The 19,767-nt window shown below is 37.7% G+C and carries 18 protein-coding genes; 9 read left to right on the forward strand and 9 right to left on the reverse strand.

What is annotated here, in order from left to right; genetic code table 11:
* Positions 1 to 415: 415 nt before the first annotated feature.
* On the forward strand, positions 416 to 1,705 hold the full coding sequence (locus F981_RS04950) for a lytic murein transglycosylase (RefSeq protein WP_004718995.1): 1,290 nt from the start codon (positions 416 to 418) through the stop codon (positions 1,703 to 1,705).
* 51 nt (positions 1,706 to 1,756) lie between these two features.
* Here the strand turns inward: F981_RS04950 and F981_RS04955 are convergent, their stop codons facing one another.
* Complete coding sequence (locus F981_RS04955) at positions 1,757 to 2,140, reverse strand: hypothetical protein (protein ID WP_154130490.1); 384 nt, start codon at positions 2,138 to 2,140, stop codon at positions 1,757 to 1,759.
* A 111-nt stretch (positions 2,141 to 2,251) separates the two neighbouring features.
* Entirely contained in the window at positions 2,252 to 3,172 is a 921-nt protein-coding gene (locus tag F981_RS04960) for a matrixin family metalloprotease (RefSeq protein WP_004719001.1), read from the reverse strand.
* A 152-nt stretch (positions 3,173 to 3,324) separates the two neighbouring features.
* Here F981_RS04960 and F981_RS04965 point away from each other — a divergent pair, with 152 nt between their 5' ends.
* Positions 3,325 to 3,924: a hypothetical protein gene (locus F981_RS04965; protein WP_004719002.1), complete on the forward strand. Its 600-nt coding sequence runs from the start codon at positions 3,325 to 3,327 to the stop codon at positions 3,922 to 3,924.
* A 9-nt stretch (positions 3,925 to 3,933) separates the two neighbouring features.
* Here the strand turns inward: F981_RS04965 and F981_RS04970 are convergent, their stop codons facing one another.
* The 6 genes from F981_RS04970 to grpE all read right to left on the reverse strand — a co-directional run bounded on the left by F981_RS04970 (position 3,934) and on the right by grpE (position 8,444).
* Positions 3,934 to 4,449, reverse strand: coding sequence for a hypothetical protein (locus F981_RS04970; RefSeq protein ID WP_004719004.1), 516 nt, complete (start codon positions 4,447 to 4,449; stop codon positions 3,934 to 3,936).
* A 2-nt stretch (positions 4,450 to 4,451) separates the two neighbouring features.
* The gene (locus F981_RS04975; protein WP_004719005.1) at positions 4,452 to 4,868 is read right to left on the reverse strand and encodes a hypothetical protein; all 417 of its coding nucleotides are present in this window, start codon (positions 4,866 to 4,868) and stop codon (positions 4,452 to 4,454) included.
* 108 nt (positions 4,869 to 4,976) lie between these two features.
* Positions 4,977 to 5,273, reverse strand: coding sequence for a putative quinol monooxygenase (locus F981_RS04980; protein ID WP_004719007.1), 297 nt, complete (start codon positions 5,271 to 5,273; stop codon positions 4,977 to 4,979).
* 49 nt (positions 5,274 to 5,322) lie between these two features.
* Complete coding sequence (locus F981_RS04985) at positions 5,323 to 5,685, reverse strand: MerR family transcriptional regulator (RefSeq protein WP_004719010.1); 363 nt, start codon at positions 5,683 to 5,685, stop codon at positions 5,323 to 5,325.
* A gap of 109 nt (positions 5,686 to 5,794) precedes the next feature.
* A complete protein-coding gene (gene dnaK / locus F981_RS04990) occupies positions 5,795 to 7,738 on the reverse strand; it encodes a molecular chaperone DnaK (RefSeq protein WP_004719012.1) in 1,944 nt (647 codons plus the stop codon).
* Between the two features lie 166 nt (positions 7,739 to 7,904).
* On the reverse strand, positions 7,905 to 8,444 hold the full coding sequence (grpE, locus tag F981_RS04995) for a nucleotide exchange factor GrpE (protein WP_004719014.1): 540 nt from the start codon (positions 8,442 to 8,444) through the stop codon (positions 7,905 to 7,907).
* Between the two features lie 824 nt (positions 8,445 to 9,268).
* On the opposite strand from grpE, the gene F981_RS05000 reads away from it, so the two are divergent.
* On the forward strand, positions 9,269 to 9,535 hold the full coding sequence (locus tag F981_RS05000; RefSeq protein ID WP_004719017.1) for a hypothetical protein: 267 nt from the start codon (positions 9,269 to 9,271) through the stop codon (positions 9,533 to 9,535).
* Between the two features lie 76 nt (positions 9,536 to 9,611).
* Here the strand turns inward: F981_RS05000 and F981_RS05005 are convergent, their stop codons facing one another.
* Positions 9,612 to 10,619 (reverse strand): putative solute-binding protein, encoded by a 1,008-nt coding sequence (locus tag F981_RS05005; protein WP_004719019.1) that lies wholly within the window; start codon positions 10,617 to 10,619, stop codon positions 9,612 to 9,614.
* 362 nt (positions 10,620 to 10,981) lie between these two features.
* On the opposite strand from F981_RS05005, the gene tauA reads away from it, so the two are divergent.
* The 6 genes from tauA (at position 10,982) to F981_RS05035 (ending at position 19,461) form a co-directional block, all read left to right on the forward strand.
* Complete coding sequence (gene tauA, locus F981_RS05010) at positions 10,982 to 11,971, forward strand: taurine ABC transporter substrate-binding protein (protein WP_004719020.1); 990 nt, start codon at positions 10,982 to 10,984, stop codon at positions 11,969 to 11,971.
* 18 nt (positions 11,972 to 11,989) lie between these two features.
* Positions 11,990 to 12,814: a taurine ABC transporter ATP-binding subunit gene (gene tauB, locus F981_RS05015; RefSeq protein ID WP_004719023.1), complete on the forward strand. Its 825-nt coding sequence runs from the start codon at positions 11,990 to 11,992 to the stop codon at positions 12,812 to 12,814.
* Positions 12,814 to 13,656, forward strand: coding sequence for a taurine ABC transporter permease TauC (gene tauC, locus F981_RS05020; RefSeq protein WP_004719024.1), 843 nt, complete (start codon positions 12,814 to 12,816; stop codon positions 13,654 to 13,656). The genes tauB and tauC overlap by 1 nt, the downstream gene beginning before the upstream one ends.
* Before the next feature lie 83 nt (positions 13,657 to 13,739).
* Positions 13,740 to 14,603, forward strand: a complete 864-nt coding sequence (tauD, locus tag F981_RS05025) for a taurine dioxygenase (protein ID WP_004719027.1) — start codon at positions 13,740 to 13,742, stop codon at positions 14,601 to 14,603.
* A gap of 297 nt (positions 14,604 to 14,900) precedes the next feature.
* Positions 14,901 to 16,802: a 5'-nucleotidase C-terminal domain-containing protein gene (locus F981_RS05030; protein ID WP_004719030.1), complete on the forward strand. Its 1,902-nt coding sequence runs from the start codon at positions 14,901 to 14,903 to the stop codon at positions 16,800 to 16,802.
* A gap of 535 nt (positions 16,803 to 17,337) precedes the next feature.
* Complete coding sequence (locus F981_RS05035) at positions 17,338 to 19,461, forward strand: AAA family ATPase (protein WP_004719031.1); 2,124 nt, start codon at positions 17,338 to 17,340, stop codon at positions 19,459 to 19,461.
* Positions 19,462 to 19,767 lie beyond the last annotated feature (306 nt).

The raw sequence follows: 19,767 nt of genomic DNA on the forward strand, positions 1-19,767 counted from the left end.
AATTAACTTGAGGGTATTTTTTGAATTTAAAACTTTAAATTTAAACTTTTGCTTGCTCGAAGTGAAAATAACGACTGTGGATAAGTTTTGACTCACCAATCCAAAATCCAAATTGTGGATAAAAATAAACACTTAAGCGAGTTTTGATGGGATTGAGTGGAATTTTAAATTTAAATCTAAGGTTGCTAAAATAATGATGTTTTTGAATTCAAATTTGTGTGAAAGTTTTGAATTTAAAAAATGATAAGTTTACTGGGGTGTGGGTAACTATATTTAAATTCAAAACAGTGAACTGGGAATTATGAATTTAAAATCAAACAATGAATTCAAAATTTACGTTTTTACATCTGTCATTTTATTCACAGACTGCTATGGTATTCACATAATTTAAATTTAAAACCATTTTGTGGATATTATGCGTCATTTAACTTTGATTTGTGGATCTGTTTTGTTGGCAGCATCGCATGCCAATGCTGAATTAATCATTAACGGTCAGGCTGTATCTAGCTCACCAATCACAACAACACCGAATACAAGCTATACACCCAATTCTAATTTTCAAAGCTGTATTGCAAATTTACGTTCGCAAGCGATCAGTTCAGGTGTTAGTGGCACAACCTTTGATCGTTATACGCAAAATCTAACGCCTGATTATTCGGTCATCAGCAAACTGGATTATCAACCTGAGTTTTCAACACCGATTTGGGATTATCTTTCAGGTTTGGTCGATGAAGAGCGGGTAGAGAAAGGCCGTCAAATGCTGGCTCAGCATCGTGAAGTTTTAAACCGTGTCTCAGCGGCGTACGGTGTTCCAGCAGAAACGGTTGTTGCTGTTTGGGGTGTGGAAAGTAATTTTGGTGACATTTCAGGAAAATATCCTTTATTGCAAGCGTTGGGAACTTTAAGTTGTGAAGGGCGTCGACAAAGTTATTTTCGAGGTGAATTCTTTGCCACAATGCGTATTTTACAGCGAGGTGATTTACGCGAAGAACAGTTAAAAGGTTCATGGGCAGGGGCATTTGGTCATACTCAATTTATGCCTTCAACGTATGAAGAGTTGGCCGTAGATTTTGATGGTGATGGTCGACGTGACTTGGTTTCAAGTACTTCGGATGCTTTGGCATCAACAGCAAATTTTTTGAAAAAACGTGGCTGGCAAACGGGAATGCCGTGGGGCTTTGAAGTAAAAATTCCAGCTGGTGCCTCTGTAGGTGGAGAAAGTCGTCGTAATAAAAAATCGTTGAGCACTTGGGTAAATCGTGGTTTTACTCGTGTTGATGGTACTCCAATCATTCAAGGCAATTTATCGGAAGGCGCTCAGGCCGGTTTAATGATGCCTGCGGGTGCAAATGGTCCAGCATTCTTGGTGTTTAAAAACTTTGATGCAATTTATTCGTACAATGCTGCGGAAAGTTATGCACTGGCAATTGCACATTTGTCTGATCGTTTACAAGGCAAGGGCGGTTTTCAAACCGCATGGCCAACTGACGATGCAGGAACATCTCGTACAGAACGCCGAGAAATTCAAAATTACTTATTGAAAAAAGGCTATGCGATTGGCGATGCAGATGGTTTGATTGGCGATAAAACGCGTCAGGCTATTCAGCAAGAGCAAGTGAAGTTAGGGTTGAGCCCAACAGGTCGAGCAGGGCAACAGATTTTAAAAGCTTTTAGAAATGAAGCGGCAAAGAATATGATGCAATAAACGTTTGATCTCATTTAAAAGGTCTGCATAAGCAGACCTTTTTTATGTGGATTATTCAATTGCGAAAGGGTCAATTTTGACTGCTTCTAAGACATCTAAAATGACAGCGGTAACATCCTGCGTATGATCACGATCATTAAAGATTTCATAGGCTGTAATGGTTACATCGGTATCGCTAGGTAACTGTTTTTGTTCTTCTTCAATTAAATGCTGAATCGGCAATAAGGTCTGTTTAATTTCAAGGTGTAAAACATCTTTAAACTCGACATTGTCGTCTTCTAGTTCAATGATTTGTTCGTTGAAATAAGGCAGCAGAATTGAATGGAGATAAGGTTGAAGTTCAGTAATATCAAAAATTTCAATATCACGAGTTTGCTCAATCGTGCTGATATGATCATTTACTTCTAAAATAATATGATAATAGCTCACAGTCATCTCCTCAATTTATTGCTTCAGGGATTCACAATAACATGATTTTGCATAAAACTGATTTAAATACATAAATAAATTATGGATTTAAAATTGATAATCATCGCTAAATTTTGCTTATCGTTGTCTTGAGTTTAGCATGGCTAAATCCGCTGTGGTTAATCTAAAATTTTTCAAATCTTGTTCTTTCATCATTGGGTACATAAGTGCTTTAGGATCATTATTGTGTGCTAAGCCCAAAGCATGCCCAAGTTCATGTGCAATCGTGACACGCAAGTCTGCATCCGAAGCAAATTCATAGATATTAATGGTTTTACCATCGAATACGCCTTTATCAAATTGGTGTGGTTGGAAACGGCTATTAAAGTGATCCACAGATTGATTGTATTGTTGATTGACAGCGTTGAGCTGTCCAACTTGACGGTTTAATTCATAGACTTTTTGATTATAAATATCTAACTGTTGTTTGAGTTGATTCTGCTCGATAATCAGTTGATTTTTCTGCTGATCTAACTGCAATCTTGCTGTGGCATCTAAATTTTGATGGGATTGATTAAGGGTGTTGATCAACTGATTATACTGGTCAACTTTACTTTGATAATTGGTTTTTTGCAGATCCAATTCATCATTGGTACGATCTAATTCAGCGTGAAGTTGCTGAATTTTTTGTTTTTCACTTTGTGTATATTGTTGAGTATTTTGCAAAATACGCAACTCTTGGTTTCTGGCGCTAGATTCCGCTTGGCGTTCATCATAAATTAAGTTAATCGTCAGTTTGGCATGATCATCATAAACAAAGAGACTTTTCATGGTTCCTAAATGCCAAATATCGGTAGCTTGTTGTGCCAAATTTTGTACTTGCTGTTTACTGACATGAAAACGCGGATCTATTTCGCCAATACGATAACGTAAACGGGTATCTAAAGGATGCGTGATACGATCAATGGCAGAATTATGATTCAATTGCGGATACATCATGCGTTGTATCGCAAAATAAGCAGTAAAGGCAATTACACAGAGTAGAATCCAAAAACGCATGATTGATTTAAAAATAATTGTTGTAGTGGATAATTTATCTGAAAATATAAGAATCGCAAATGCTTAAGCAAGTAAAGCTTGCGTGATCAATACAAATATTGATTTCAATTGATGATGTTTTTAGAAGTCAGCTTTAGGTGGAAAGCAGTAATATGAATGGAACGCTGATTTTAGGCTGGATTTCTCTAATCCTTGGTATCGCTTTTTTGATAAGGGCTTTCTACAGTCTATTTCTTATATTTCGATCACGTTTAGTGCTGGACTTAGCCTTAAATCAAAAAATTAAAAATTTTAAAATCAGCAAAAAGGGTGGCTATGCAATTTGGCAAGAGGGTCCATTATTTAAACTTGCACCTATGCTATTGATTCATCCACAAATCACCAACACAGATCTTCAGCAGATTGTGAAGCTATCACCAAGTATTGCAAGAGCAAGTAAAAATGGTTTTTCTCGTGCTTCAATGCTAATGTTTTATTGTGAGTTGGATGTTGGACACTATTGTTTAGAGGTACTCGACGGTTCGTCATTAAATCCTATCGAAGATAAAATTTCTCAGGCGATCACCGATCATTTATCCATTCAAAAACAACCTGACAGTCTATACAATTTACAGATACGTGAAAGCCTGAGCAAAAAGCAAAGAATCATCATGATCATTTGCATATTTGCAGGATTATTTTTGTTGATGAAAGGATTATTTACCATCATAACGCTGAGTTTGGGCATCGCGATGGAAGGTTCATTCACATAATCAGTTGATTTAAACGTTAAACAGGACTTGGATATCAATAAATAAGAGAATAAAAGCAAAAACACTGAGTAATCGATTCATCCAAACAGATCTTTTTAAATATTCAGGGCTGATATATAAAGCTTTGAATTGTAAAGGATGCAACATGATATAGCTGATTTTCTGTTTAAATACCGGAGTGACAGATTGTTGTTGTTGCTTTAAAACCACTTGGCGCAGAATAAAAGCATTTAGCCACCAGAGTATAAACAGAATGAGTAAAATAATGCTGATACTCAATGTCAAACGAATCCAACCATTCTGTTCAAAATAGGCAATTTCAGTATAGAAATGGCTCATCAATACAATGCTGACCAGTAACATGGTGCGATAAAAAGTTTGCCGTGTAAATTCAAGATGCAGAGGATGATTGAGTTTTTGTTTATCCGCTTTACTCACGATTTTCCCTGCAAAAAATGCAAAACCATGACATAGAATCTCTAAAAAGAGATATAAGCCAATGCTGATGGCAAGCGTTTTATACATGATTAATCATGTTCAAAAATAGGTCGATATAGTGATGGAGTCACTAAAATCATCAATAGAATTCCAGAACAAACAAAGGCCAGATCGTTAAAAATAGCTGCATAACTGGTCATGTAAATCCAGTGCATAAAGGGCATAAAATAAATCAGAAATATTGGGAAAAATGTATAGAGATAAGCTTTTCTTGCCCATTCTTTTTTTAAACATAAACCAAAAGTGATGATGAGGATGATTAAACCTGCAATCGACATCACTCCCAATTCCCAAGCTTGCGGGTCTTGGTAAAGTGTTTTATCCAGAAGTTCTAACTCGGGTTCAGTACTGTATATATCGATGACTGCTGCAATGATAGGCAATATAAATTGCGCTATGATCAAGCTGTAATACACTGTATTGGATACAGCAGGAGAGTTTTTCATCATTTGACTCATTATTATTGTGATAATTAAGATAAAAGATTTAGTGAAGATTGGCAATTGATCAATAAGAAAAACCACTCAATGACTTGAGTAATTTTTCGAGCTTTTTTATAGCACAATATCACTGACGAAATGTTGCACCACTTCGGTTAAATCTTTGGAAAGGTAGTGTTGTGTATAGGGCTGTTTAAAATGGGCATGGTAAGCCTGTTCCGAGTCGAAGCGTTCCCAAAGTAGTAAACGAGTTGGCTCTTGTTGGCATTGATGCATTTGAAATAAGCTACATCCCGGTTCTTGTTGAAGAGTGAGCTTACATAATGCTTGTAGGGCTTCACGGGTTTCTAAGATTCTGTCTTTATCTTTAATTTTTAATTCTGCGGTGATGTAAAAACCTGAACTTAACATTGCCTACTCCTAACTCAAATTGTGAGTCAAAAATATTAACTGCTCGAGTTCACTCTAGCTCAAGCATTTTTTGTGCATATACTTCAATTTTATAGTCCACAATACTTTGTTCTTGCTTGAGTCTTTGAATTTCTTGTTTTAATTGAACGGAATGGGCTATAAGAAGAGCTTGTCTTTGTTTTAAGGTTTGCTCTCCTTGTAGTCGAAATTGGGCAAAATCTTGCATTTTTTCTAGAGGCATGCCTGTTGATTTTAAGCGTTTTACCCATTCAAGCCATTCCAGATCAAGTTTGGTATATACACGTCGCCCAGATTGATTACGATGGATATTTTTCAGCAAGCCTATTTGTTCATAATAACGAAGGGTATGGATAGAGAGTCCAGTTTTTTTAGAGATATCAGAGATAAACAAAAGTGACTCCATAGCTTTATGGATAAAAATAGATCATAACGGATAAAAATAGATTATATAAAAAAACCGCTCAATCTCTTGAGCGGTTTTCTAAGATTAAAGTGACAAATTATTTTTTGTCATCTTTAACTTCAGTGAATTCTGCATCTACAACGCCATCATCAGCTTTTTGCTGTTGTTGACCTGCATCACCACCGAATTGGTTAGGATCGAAGCCTTCAGCGCCGCCTTGACCTTGAGCTGCTTCATAAGCACGTTGAGTGATCGGCATAATGATGTTTTGTAAAGCTTCAGTTTTTGCTTTAATTGCATCAACATCATTTTCTTTTGCAGTCACTTCTAACTCAGAAACTGCTGCTTCAATTGCAGTTTTTTCATCAGCAGTGACTTGTTCGCCAAGATCTTTCACAGCTTTGTTTGCAGAAGCAACTAAAGCATCAGCTTCGTTACGTGCTTTTGCAAGCTCTTCAAACTTACGATCTTCTTCAGCATTTGCTTCAGCATCTTTGATCATTGCTTCGATTTCAGCATCAGACAAACCAGAGTTTGCTTTGATCTGGATCGATTGTTCTTTACCAGTGCTCTTGTCTTTTGCTGATACTTTTAAAATACCATCAGCATTGATGTCGAACGATACTTCAATTTGTGGCACACCACGTGGCGCAGGTGGAATGTCGCCTAATTGGAAGTTACCCAACAATTTGTTTTGTTGAGCCATTTTACGTTCACCTTGGTAAACTGAAATATCTACCGCTGGTTGGTTATCTGCTGCTGTAGAAAACACTTGAGATTTCTTCGCAGGAATCGTGGTGTTTTTCTCAATAATAGCAGTTAATACGCCACCCATGGTTTCGATACCAAGTGTTAATGGTGTTACGTCAAGTAAAAGTACGTCAGTTTTGTCACCAGACAATACCGCACCTTGAATTGCCGCACCAATCGCAACAGCTTCATCCGGGTTCACATCTTTACGAGGTTCTTTACCGAAGAACTCTTGTACTTTCTGTTGAACCATTGGCATACGTGATTGACCACCAACCAAGATCACGTCAGAGATGTCAGAAGTCGAAAGACCTGCATCTTTAAGTGCGATACGGCAAGGCTCAATTGTACGCGCAACTAAATCAGCAACTAAACCTTCTAGTTTGGCACGTGTTACATTCATCACTAAGTGTTTAGGACCAGTTGCATCCGCAGTGATGTATGGCAAGTTAATTTCAGTCGAATTAGATGAAGAAAGCTCAATTTTAGCTTTTTCAGCTGCTTCTTTTAAACGTTGTAATGCAAGTGGATCTTGTTTCAAGTTGAAGTTTTGCTCTTTCTTGAACTCTTCAACCAAATAGTCGATCAATGCATTATCAAAGTCTTCACCACCAAGGAATGTATCACCATTGGTTGACAATACTTCGATTTGTTGGTCGCCATCTAAGTCAGCGATTTCAATGATTGATACGTCAAATGTACCACCACCTAAGTCATATACAGCAACTTTACGGTCGCCTTCTTTTTTGTCCATACCGAACGCAAGTGCAGCAGCAGTTGGTTCGTTAATGATACGTTTAACTTCTAGACCAGCAATACGACCAGCATCTTTTGTTGCTTGACGTTGTGCATCATTGAAGTAAGCAGGAACAGTAATAACAGCTTCTGTTACTGTTTCACCTAAATAATCTTCCGCGGTTTTTTTCATTTTTTTCAAAATTTCTGCAGAGATCTGTTGCGGTGCAAGTTTTTTGTCGTTTACTTCAACCCAAGCATCACCATTATCAGCTTTGATGATTTTGAATGGTGCAATACCGATATCTTTTTGTACCGCTTGGTCTTGATACTTACGACCAATTAAACGCTTGATTGCGAATAATGTATTCTTAGGGTTAGTCACTGCTTGACGTTTAGCAGATTGACCCACAAGAATTTCGCCATCTTTATATGCAACGATAGAAGGTGTTGTACGTGTACCTTCAGCATTTTCAATTACTTTAACTTTATCGCCTTCAAGTACAGCAACACATGAATTCGTTGTACCTAAGTCAATACCAATAATTTTAGCCATAAATCAAATTCCTCTAAATTCTTTTGAATCCCTTGTTTCCTCTTTTTGCAAAGGGGAGTTAAAAGGGATTTTCTTGTTATCCGATATGAGAGCCATTCAAAAATTTTCAAGTCATGATTTGTGAAAATTCATGAAAATATTTTTAAAAAGCTCCTATTTACTACGCTTATTGACCAACCATCACCATTGCAGGGCGAAGTAGTCGACCATTTAAGGTGTAGCCTTTTTGCAAAACTGTGCCAATTTGGTTGGCTTGTGCATTTGGGTCGATCCCGACAGCTTGATGTAAGTCCGCGTTAAAACCATTGGTTGTGTCTGCTTCAACAACACCAAATTTTTCTAAAGTGGTGAGAAGTGATTTCAAGGTCAGTTTTACGCCTTCGAGTACAGGTGTTTCTTCATCACCACCTGCGAGAATCGCACGCTCAAGGTTGTCGACAGAATTTAATAATTCTTTCGCAAACTTTTCTAACACGATGTCTTTATGCTTTTCAGCATCACGTTGAATACGTTCTACACTTTTTTGTGCTTCATAAACTGCATTTGCAGTACGTGCTTTTTCGAGTTTTAAGCTCTCTTCAAGATGACTGATTTGAGCCTGTAAAGCTTCAACGGTAACTTCAACCTGTTCATTTTCAGCCTGAGTTTGCTGTTCGGCTTGCTCGTTTTGAATATCTTGGGCTTCTTGATTCTGCTCAGTTGCCATTGATTTACTCCGTTTAAATGGGTTCTTAAACATGTACAGTCCTTATCGGCAGCAGTTTTGCACTGTGTTCATTTTTGAACTGCCATGATCGTTTAATTCATTAATGAATAAGAAATGTGGGCGAGCCGCTAAAATTCAAGCAGTTTTAGACATTATTTAATGAAATTCAGTAAAAAAAGCGGATCTAAGAGAGGAATCCCAAAATTTAAAGATATTTTTGCTGGAATAATCATCAAATCAATGATTTTTTTTTAGATTAAAAATTTAAATTTATGAGGAATTGATGCGGTTATTGCTTAAAAATGATGAGTAAATTCAAAAATTAAAATTGAATGAATAGATCAAAATACTTAACTCACATGTAAAACCGATTAAACTTATTGAAAATAAGGCTTTGCGAAAAAGCAATAATTTAATTATCATGCTTCATAGATTCTATGGCTGTAGTTTCTTTTTTTAGTTTGAACAACGTTTTCATAGCTTATCCAATCTTCTTGGGTAAGCTTTTTTTTGTCTTGTAAAAACCATTAACAATGTAAGTAATGCGAAACTTTTATGGTAAAAGTCTATCTTTTATTAGATAGACTTTTGCCTAACCGCATTCAATCCCATCAAAAAATCCAGCGAAATGAAACAAGTATAATGAAAAATAAAATCGGTCAATCTAAATCATTGATTTAATAAACTTTGCATAACTTATACGGCAATACCTTAAAAGTCTAACCAAGCTTCAACGAAGTTTGCAGAAAAAATAGCAATCATAGTCAGCACGACAACGCAGTCCTGTGTTGCCGTTTTTTGATAGAGTGATAAAGGAATTTATGATGAAAAAATCAGGTCTTATTTTTATGCTATTGGCTGGTGTTGCGGTCATGAGTACGGCGTGTACATCAAGTGAAACAACACAAGCACCTGAAACGACCCAATCAGCACCAATGAGTTCTGCAGATCAACAACAATCGGCACAAACTTCGACGGTAGATCCGACTCAACAAGGTACTGCTGTTGAGGGCGATGCGACGATTCAGCAATCACAACCTGCTCAAGCAACCAATGACCCAAGTTTAGTTGAACAACCTTCAGCTCAGTAAATTTTAAAATAAAAAATCAGGCAATTTATGGATGCCTCCATTGCCTGATTTTTTATCAATAACTTTTGAAGAGATGTTATTCACCCGCCAAAGAACATTCAAAATTGGTTCGATCTACAGTACAACGTGCCCGTTTAAGCACTGACATCATGGTCGGATCGTAAATACCTTGTCGGGTTAAATCCATACGTCCATCTCGTAACAGCTTTTGATATTTTTCAGTATCTACTTTACTTAAATTCAAACGATATTTAGCAGGAATGCCTTCTTCTAAACGTTTGACCATACTGAATTGACGCGGAAGTTGCTTGATAAACCAGGTTCTAGAATCATTGCCAAAAGTAGCTGGGAATTTTTGAGATCTAAACACCAGATCAGCAGTAACATTAAGCACTGGAAAATTGATCAATGCACCTTTAGAGCCAAGCCCTTTTTCCATTTCTAAAGGTTTAAATGCATAGGCTGGTGCCCCCACCATTGGTACTTCACCTGTATTAAACTTCTTAATAAAATTGGAAATATCGGATGGAACAGGAATTGCTCCAACACGTTCAACCATTGCAATCTGTGCTTTGTCATACGCCAATACCGCAAATTTTTTACCTTTACCTTTTTCAATGGTATTGATGGCTCGATCATTCACAAAGATATAGGCAGGGCCAATTTGACCGATTCCACCAATTTCTATTTCTTCATTGTCTATCTTGGTTTTTAAGCGTTTTACATTACGTTTATCCAAGACAAAGGTAATCGCTTTGAGCGCAATGGCATTGGTTGGAACACCACCCAACGCATCAATCGATCCTGCGAATTTATTGTATTGGCGTGCACGCATTGTGGTGATATAGGCAGCATCACATTTACCATTTTTAAAATCTTTATCAGCAAGCTCTTCATTTTGGTAAGCAATGAGCTGGACATCGGTATTCCATGTTTTTGCAGCGAGTGCCCACTCTTCCATCATTTTATAGGATTCACCAGCTTTCCCTAATAAATCAAAAACACAGATTTCTTGTTTTGCTTGAGAGGTGCTTGATATTCCTAATAATACGATTGTAGTAAGGGCAAGAAATTCCTTTTTCATGTTATATCCTTATACTTAAAACGCGTTTTATTTATACTAAATATAGTAATTTTATTTGAATAAAAATAGAGTTTTTACTCTATTTCCGATGAATAAACCATTGAATAGCTTACTTAATGTGATTTATTTATCTTAATAAAATATTATTGTGATGTTGTTATGGTTGTTGGTGTGGGTTTAGTGGCTTAATTAAAATCTTGTTAATTTTGATCGATCTAGAAAAATAAAATAGATTTCAAGTTTTGTTAATCAATAAAACATATAAGTAAATCTAAAAAACGTATTTTTAATAATATACAAAAAAACCGTACCATGAGGCTGATTCCCATCTCTTTTTATTTATTCTAGTCCACACATTGATCATGAAATTTCAGCAACTGATTTTGCTTTGCTCAGCTATAAGTTTATATAGCTATAGTGGTTTGGCAAATGCTCGCCCTATCGTCATTGGTTATCAAACCAACATAGAACCTGCCAAAGTTGCACAGGCTGATGGTGTGTATGACAAAGTGATTGGGGAAAAACTGGATTGGCGCTTATTTAATAGTGGCGCAGAAGTTTTAACTGCATTGGCTTCTGGTTCTGTAGATATCGCACTTATTGGTTCAAGTCCGTTAGGGGCAGCTGTTGCCAATAATTTACCCATAGAGGTGTTTTTAATTTCTACTGATCTGAAAAGTGCGGAAGCCTTAGTAGTGAGAAATGGCTCAGGAATTAATAGTCCTCAGGACTTGATTGGGAAAAAGGTGGCCACCCCATTTGCTTCGACTTCCCATTACAGTTTATTGGGGGCTTTGCAGCATTGGAATATTAAAACCAATCAAATACGGTTGTTGAACCTAAAACCAGCTGAAATTAATGCAGCATGGCGCAGAGGCGATATAGATGCAGCTTTTGTCTGGTCACCTGCACTTGCCAATATTAAGAAAACTGGCAAGGTTATGACGGATGCAGGGCAGGTTGGGCAATGGGGTTCGCCTACATTTGAAGTTTGGGTGGCACGTAAAGATTTTGCACAGAAGCATCCTGAGGTCTTAACAAAGTTTTCTACAGTGACACTGAACTATTACCAATCTTATAACCAGAATAAAAGTCGTTGGACGGCCAATTCAGATGAAGTGCAAAAAATTGCCAAAATTACCGGCGTAGATGCTCAAGATGTGCCAGCGCTTCTTGCTGGTGCCGCCTATCCAGATCGTCAGGCGCAATTAAGCACTCAATACCTTGGTGGGCGGACCACACAAAATATTGTCAACTCAGTGAACTTTTTAAAAGCACAAGGTCTGGTGAGAAAGGTTTCTCCAAATTATCAACAGTTTATTAACACGCGTTTTATTCAAACATCGAAATAGAGATCGGAAGTATTCATCATGGCTGTATTGACTGTAGAACATGTACAAGCACAGTATCCGGGTGCTGAACAACCGGTACTGAAAGATGTGTCATTTCAGCTGGGCTCTGAGCAACTGATGGTTGCATTAGGTGCTTCAGGCAGTGGTAAAACAACCTTATTAAATTTGATTGCTGGATTTACTCAGCCACAAGCAGGCACTTTAAAACTGGATGGTGAAGCAATCATTGCACCTAGCCGAGACCGTGGTGTGGTGTTCCAAGATGATGTTTTATTGCCTTGGCAAAATGTAGAAGACAATATTGCTTTTGGTTTAGAGCTTGCAGGGGTTGATAAAAAAACACGTCAAAACCGTGCACAAGCATTACTTAAATTGGTGAATTTAGAAGGCTTTGGGCAACGCCATATCTGGGAACTTTCAGGCGGGCAGCGTCAACGGGTCGGTTTAGCACGTGCTTTGGCTTCTGACCCTAAAATATTATTGATGGATGAGCCTTTTGGTGCTTTGGATGCGTTTATTCGTGAACAAATGCAGTGCTTATTATTAGATGTTTGGAAGAGTACGTCCAAACCTACTTTCTTAATTACCCATGACATTGAAGAAGCTGTTTTTCTGGCTACAGATCTGATTATTCTTGCACCAAATCCTGGGCGAATTGTGGAAAAGCTGGAGTTGGATTTTGCTAAACGCTATGCCAATGGCGAGCCAGCACGAAGTATTAAATCAGATCCCAAGTTTATTGAAATGCGAGAGCATGTGTTGAGTTGTGTATTCACTCAAAATAATCAGGATCAATACCATGTTGCTCAGAGCGACCAAGCTCAAGTGGAAAAGGTGGAGTAATGACAGCACAATTAGACCCTAAATTGATCCCTCGTACAGTTGAATCTCAGACTGTGGCGGTGAAGGTTCCACGTGAAGTCAATATTACTTTGATCAGTAGTATCACGATCATTACTTTGATTGCAATTTGGTGGCTGGTCACCACTTTAGGCTGGATTGATGCTTTATTCTTACCATCACCAACCGCCGTGTTGCAGCGTCTCAATGATTTGTTCAGCAATGGCTATATGAGTATTAGCTTGTGGAGTCATATTGGTGCAAGTTTGGGGCGTATTGGTACAGCGTTGATTGCTGCGGTTATCACTGCTATCCCAGTGGGGATTGCGATTGGTCGCAATAAAATTGTGCGGGGTATTTTAGATCCCATCATTGAGTTTTATCGTCCGATTCCACCACTGGCGTATTTACCCTTGATTGTAATTTGGTGTGGTATTGGTGAATTGTCCAAGGTGCTACTGATTTATCTGGCAATTTTTGCACCGATTGTTATCGCAACAGCAACTGGTGTCCGCTCAGTCGACCAAGCCAAAATTCGTGCTGCACAGTCTTTGGGTGCAAGCCCAATGCAAATTATTAAACATGTGGTTTTACCAAGCTCTTTACCGAGCATTTTAACTGGTATCCGTATTGGTCTTGGGGTGGGATGGTCGACTTTGGTGGCAGCAGAATTGGTTGGCGCTTCAGAAGGTTTAGGCTTTATGGTGCAATCATCTTCACAGCTTTTGGCTACAGATGTGGTGATTGTCGGGATTTTAATTATCGCTGTGATTGCCTTTATTCTGGAAATTGGTTTACGTCGTTTGCAAAAGAAATTGGTCCCTTGGGATAAGCAATCTCAGTAAGTTATTTTCGCTACACTGTTCGATAGCATATCGCCATATTTAGTTTTAACATTTTAATATATCGTGAGATGATCGAGGAAGAAATGAACGCTGTTGTTTCAAATATTTTTAAAGTTACCCCATTAAATCCAACGATTGGTGCGCTGATTGAAGGTGTGAATTTCAATCAGCCTTTAACACCTGAACAAAAGGCTTTGATTGAAGCAGCTTTATTGAAACATCAGGTGATCTTTTTCAGAAATCAGCCGATGACTGCACAGCAACATGCAGCTTTGGCGCGTCAATTTGGTCAGTTACACATCCACCCAATTTACCCAAATATTCCAGAACAACCAGAAATCATGGTTTTAGATACGGAATTAAATGATTTACGGGATAATGCACTGTGGCATACCGATGTGACTTTTCTTGAAGCACCAGCAATGGGCGCAATTTTAAGTGCAAAAAAAGTCCCAGCATGGGGTGGAGATACACTTTGGTCAAGTGGAACAGCGGCGTTTGAAGCATTATCCAAGCCGATGCAAGCGATGTTATCTGGTTTAACTGCAACACATGATATTGCACGTTCATTTCCAGTAGATCGTTTTGGTGGTGATCCTGCCGAATTAGAAAAGCTAGAACAGGCTAAGAAAAAACATCCTCCGATTAGCCACCCTGTGATTCGCACTCATCCTGTCACAGGTCGTAAAGCTTTATTTGTGAGTGAAGGGTTTACCACACGAATCAATGAACTCGAAGCCAAAGAAAGCGATGCTGTTTTGAAAATGTTGTTTGAACATATTCAGAAACCAGAGTTTGTAGTGCGTTGGTCGTGGCAGGCCAATGATGTGGCATTTTGGGATAATCGTTGTACTTTCCACTATGCTGTTGATGATTACCGTCCTCAGCACCGTGTTATGAATCGAGCCACTTTGATGGGTGATAAACCTTTTTATCAAGCAGATTAAGGTTTAACTTGTTATAAAAACCAATCAAATTTGATTGGTTTTTATTTTTGAAACAACTGAATTTGAATACAACTTTTTGAAACTTCAATATTTAAAAAATACATTAAAGAAAAAATCATAAAATGAGCTGTTGTTCAAAGTATCGGTATGCTGTGTTTGTCGGTGTTCACAAAATAATTTGAATATTCAAGCTCTGATGAAACTTTGTTGCTGAGCAATAATGTTTAATTATTCATCAAAATTAAACAAATGATCAACATACTAGGCCATAAATATTTATTGCTTGTTGGAAATATCATGTTGATTAATAATAAAAAGCAAATCATTTTGCTGAGTGTACTGTCTACGCTGTTGGTTGCTTGTAATGATGATAATGATCATTCAAATACTGAAAAACCAGTAGAGGCAAAAGCTTTAGAACTGAATATCTTGCATATTAATGACCATCATTCACATTTAGATGAAGAAAGCATTAAATTTAAAAGCAATGTGGGGACAGGGGATGAAGAGTTTAGTGTTGCAAGTGGTGGATTTGCACGTGTTGCAAGCTTAATTAACCAACTTGCAGTAGAAAAGAAAAATGCTTTAAAAATACATGCTGGTGATGCGATCACTGGCGATTTGTACTATAACTTAACGGATGGTAAAGCAGACGCAGATGCAATGAACACCGTTTGTTTTGATACATTTACGCCTGGTAACCATGAGTTTGATTCTAAAGATGATGGATTAAAGAAATTTATTGGTTTCTTGGATCAAAGTTCTTGTAAAGACAAAACCCAAATTTTAACGGCCAATGTCAGTTTTGGTGCATCTTCACCGTTGTATAAAACCAATCGCATTTTGAAGTCACAAGTGTTTGAAAAAGAGGGGGTGAAATTTGCAATCATTGGTTTAACGGTTGCCAAGAAAACCAAAAACTCTTCGCAACCGAATGCTGATACATTGTTTGCAGATGAAATTGAAACAGCGCAAAAAGAAATTAATCAATATAAAGCGCAAGGCATTAAAAATATTATTCTTCAAACCCATGTGGGATATGACTTAGACCAACAGCTGGCAAAATCACTTACCGATGTTGATGTGATTATTGGGGGTGATTCACATACATTATTGGGCCCTGACAGTCTTAAAAAATATGGCATGACACCTGAAGGTGCTTATCCAACACAACTGAGAAACAAAGATGGTCAATTGGTCTGCGTTGCGCAAGCTTGGCAGTACAGTTATATCGTGGGTGATTTAAATGTGAAGTTTGACAAAAACGGGAATGTCGAAAGCTGTAGTGGGACACCACATGTACTCATTGGGAATAACTTTACCCGTACCGCCAAAGACGCAAAAGCAGTCACCGAAACTGAAAAACAAGCAATACTGACTCAATTTAAAACAGATCAGGCCCCATTTACTGTTGTAACGCCACTACAAAAGACCTTGGATGTTTTAAAACCGTATCAAGAGCAAAAGAAAAAATTTGCTCAGGAAATCGTAGGTCAAGCCACAGATAATCTCTGTTCACGTCGAGTCCCTGGTACACAACGTGATGTAAATCGTTCAACACTCGGCGATATCTGTAATAAGAATACCTATGTCGATCAACATGGTGGAGATATTCAACAAATCATTGCTGAAGCGTTTTTACAACAAGGAAAGACCTTCTTTGGCGCTGATATCTCATTCCAAAATGGTGGTGGTGTCCGTGAAGATGTTGCTTTAGGGGATGTGACAGTTGGTAAAATTTATAATGTCTTACCGTTCAAGAATACATTGTTGCGTTTAGACCTGACGGGTGCTGAAGTTAAAGCCACCTTAGAGGATGCAATAGATGGTGTGATTGCCCAGAATAATACGGGTAGCTACCCATATACTGGTGGTATGCGTTGGAATGTTGACTTTACCAAAGACAAAGGCCAGCGTCTTAACCAAATACAAGTACGTAATGCATCTGGGCAATATGAAAATCTAGATCTCAATAAGACTTACAAAGCGATCACGATTGATTTTCTTGCCAATGGTGGTGACTACTATACCACCTTGAAAACCATTACAGGTGAGCGCCGTGTTAATGTTGGCTTAGACTATGCGGAGGCTTTCCTCAAATATGCCCAAGGTTTGGCTGGTCAGACAGGTCAAAAGAAAATTAATAAATTAGCAACGGCTGAATACAGTACCCAGCTATTTATCGATAAAGCAAAATAAACTGAAACAGACAATCAAAATCTCGCTTCGGCGGGATTTTTTTCGTTGGGTCGTTAATGAAAACTGACAAAATCCTATGTTGGTGATGAATAAATAATTGCAAAAATCCATGCTTAACTTTAAAATGAGCCAAAATTTAGCCACGATGGCTTAAATAATCACAATGACAAACCTAATTTTCTTTTCACTTGCCTCAATTTGATCTTGTAACGTTGCCTTTTGACAAGATTGTTTACAACCACTGACTGGTTGCAGGATAACCATAATATCTTGATTGAACCCATCGTTTTAAGCAGGGTGCTTAAAATGTGATTTGAATCAGCTGTTAAATTCAATATTCGGGAGAAAAATCATGTTGTTTAACGTATTTCTCATTTTGGGCTTTAAATAGACCCTATACATTTTTAATCGTTTAAATTAAACGAAAATAAACCTTATTTTAAAGAATATACATGTTCTGAGGGATGACTTTGCTTGCAGAAAATGCAAATTGGAAAAAGTTTAGCCTTCGGCATGAAAAGAAAAAAGTGAATATATGAACGAATATATTAATCAACCTTTTGCACAAAATATGCATCAGGTTGACGTAGAGGATTTTGCTGAAATTTCTCCGATTGTAAAACTTTGGGCTTTTCGATTTTTGGTCGAGTTAGGTGGTGCAAAAGAATTTATTTCTGATCATTGCTTTAGTCATCAATGGATTGCAAAAAAGTTAGGTTTTTCTGAAGCATTACTTGCAGATAAGTTCGATGAGCAAGCTGCTTATCAGGAACTCAACCATTTGTATAAAAATAGCCAACAGCAAAATTTATTAGATAATTTTCAGTTCAATGCTGAGTTGCAATATAACCTAAAGTTAATACAGCAATTACTGGATTTAAATGCTGTTGAAAGCACGATTTTAGGCTTTATCGTGATGTTAAACAGTGAACAATTTTTAGATGATATTGCGGATACCATCGGTGAATTGACTGCGTCTAAAACCATACGTGCTTTGGCTGTAGTTTTAGATTTGCCTTATGAAGCAATTCGTCAGGCTTTGTCTGTACAAGGGCGTTTACATCGCAGTGGCTTAATCAGTGTTCAACAACACTATCGTAATTATTTACGTGGCAAATTGAATCTGGTGTCAAACCAATTGGCCGATAAGTTATTGGTGAAAACCAATGATGTTATGGATCTGTTTGTTGGAACCATTAATAAAAGTCAGCCTGCTGAATTAACCTTAGAGGATTATCCTCATTTACACACTGAATTGACTTTACTCCTAGCTTATTTAAAGCAAGTCAAAATGAGTAAGCAACAGGGTGTAAATATCTTCCTTTATGGCAGTTCAGGTACAGGAAAGACACAACTGTGTAAGAGCCTTGCAGATGAAATGTCGGTGCAACTTTTTGAAATCTCCTGTGAAGATGAAGATGGTGATGCAATTTCAGCCACAGGGCGTTTATGTGCGTATCGTGCAGCGCAGTGTATTTTTGACAGTCAATCTGCTTTATTGATGTTTGATGAAGTTGAGGATGTGTTTAATGACACCGAAAATGGTGTGGGGATGAAAAGCACTGCGCAAAGTCGTAAGGCTTGGGTCAATCGTATTTTAGAGCAAAATCGTACACCAACGATTTGGGTGTCTAATTCCGATCAGCTTGATCCTGCGTTTATACGCCGTTTTGATATGGTGCTTGAAATTAAAGTGCCACCTAAAAAACAACGCAGAAGCTTTATCGAACAACATTGTGGTCAAGAACTTAATCCTTTGTATCAGGAAGCCTTGGCCAATGTTGAGCAATTATCTCCAGCAATTTTACGCCGTAGTTATCGTGTTGCCAAAGCGGCTCAAATGCACAATGAGCATTTAGTGGTACAGGAAAGCATGACCAAATTGGTTTCCAATACCTTAAAAGCACAGGGTCATCAAGGCATTAAATTGCAAGATAGTAATGCTTTGCCCAAGTTCTATGATCTGAACTATATCAACTGTAAGGCGAATCTTGCGGAGATCGCATCAGGTATCCAGCAATATGGTTTTGGCCGCTTATGTCTATACGGAGCATCAGGAACAGGTAAAACTGCATTTGCACGATGGTTATCTGAAACCATCAATCGACCTTTACTGATTAAGCGTGGTTCAGACTTAATTTCTGCTTGGGTCGGTGAAACAGAACAGAACCTTGCTAAAGCGTTTCATGAAGCCGAAGACTTACAGGCAATTTTATTGCTGGATGAAGTAGATGGTTTATTACAAGATCGCCGCCAAGCAACCCGCTCTTGGGAAGTTTCTCAGGTAAATGAGTTTTTGGTTCAAATGGATAGCTTTAATGGCATCGTGGTGGCGACAACCAATCGCTTTGATGAACTTGATCAAGCTGCATTACGCCGTTTCGATTTTAAAATGCATTTTGATTTTCTAAATTATGCACAGCGTTTGGCTTTACTGGAAAATGTCTGCACACAACTCAAACTTGTTGTTCATGAAGCCGATATAAAAGTAAAGCTGCAATCTTTAGATCGTTTAAGTGCTGGAGACTTTACGGTGATTGTACGACAGTCCTGTTTTCATCCTTTTGAAAATGTGGATTCTATTCTGCAGCATTTAACAGATGAAATGACTGCAAAATATAAAAGTGCACAAAGTATAGGATTTACCGCATCAAATTGATGCGGTTTTTCTTTTTGAATCCTGATTCAGTTGAATAATGCTCAGATTTTGTGATTTGAGGGTGGAAAACAAAGCATAAAAATAACTTTAATATGAAAAAAATAATGAAAAATACTTAAAAAATAGATAAAAAGCATAAAAAAACACTGATTTTGAGGAAAAAACGCACATCCGATAAGAAAGTTTAAAAAAAGGGGTTGTGTTGGTTTGTGAATGCTGTAGAATGCACATCCATCGGCGGTGATGTTAAATAAAACTTCTGATAAATCAGGCACTTGATTAAGTTGTTAAGATTTCGAATTGAGA

The sequence above is a fragment of the Acinetobacter guillouiae CIP 63.46 genome, assembly GCF_000368145.1.
Classification (GTDB): domain Bacteria; phylum Pseudomonadota; class Gammaproteobacteria; order Pseudomonadales; family Moraxellaceae; genus Acinetobacter; species Acinetobacter guillouiae.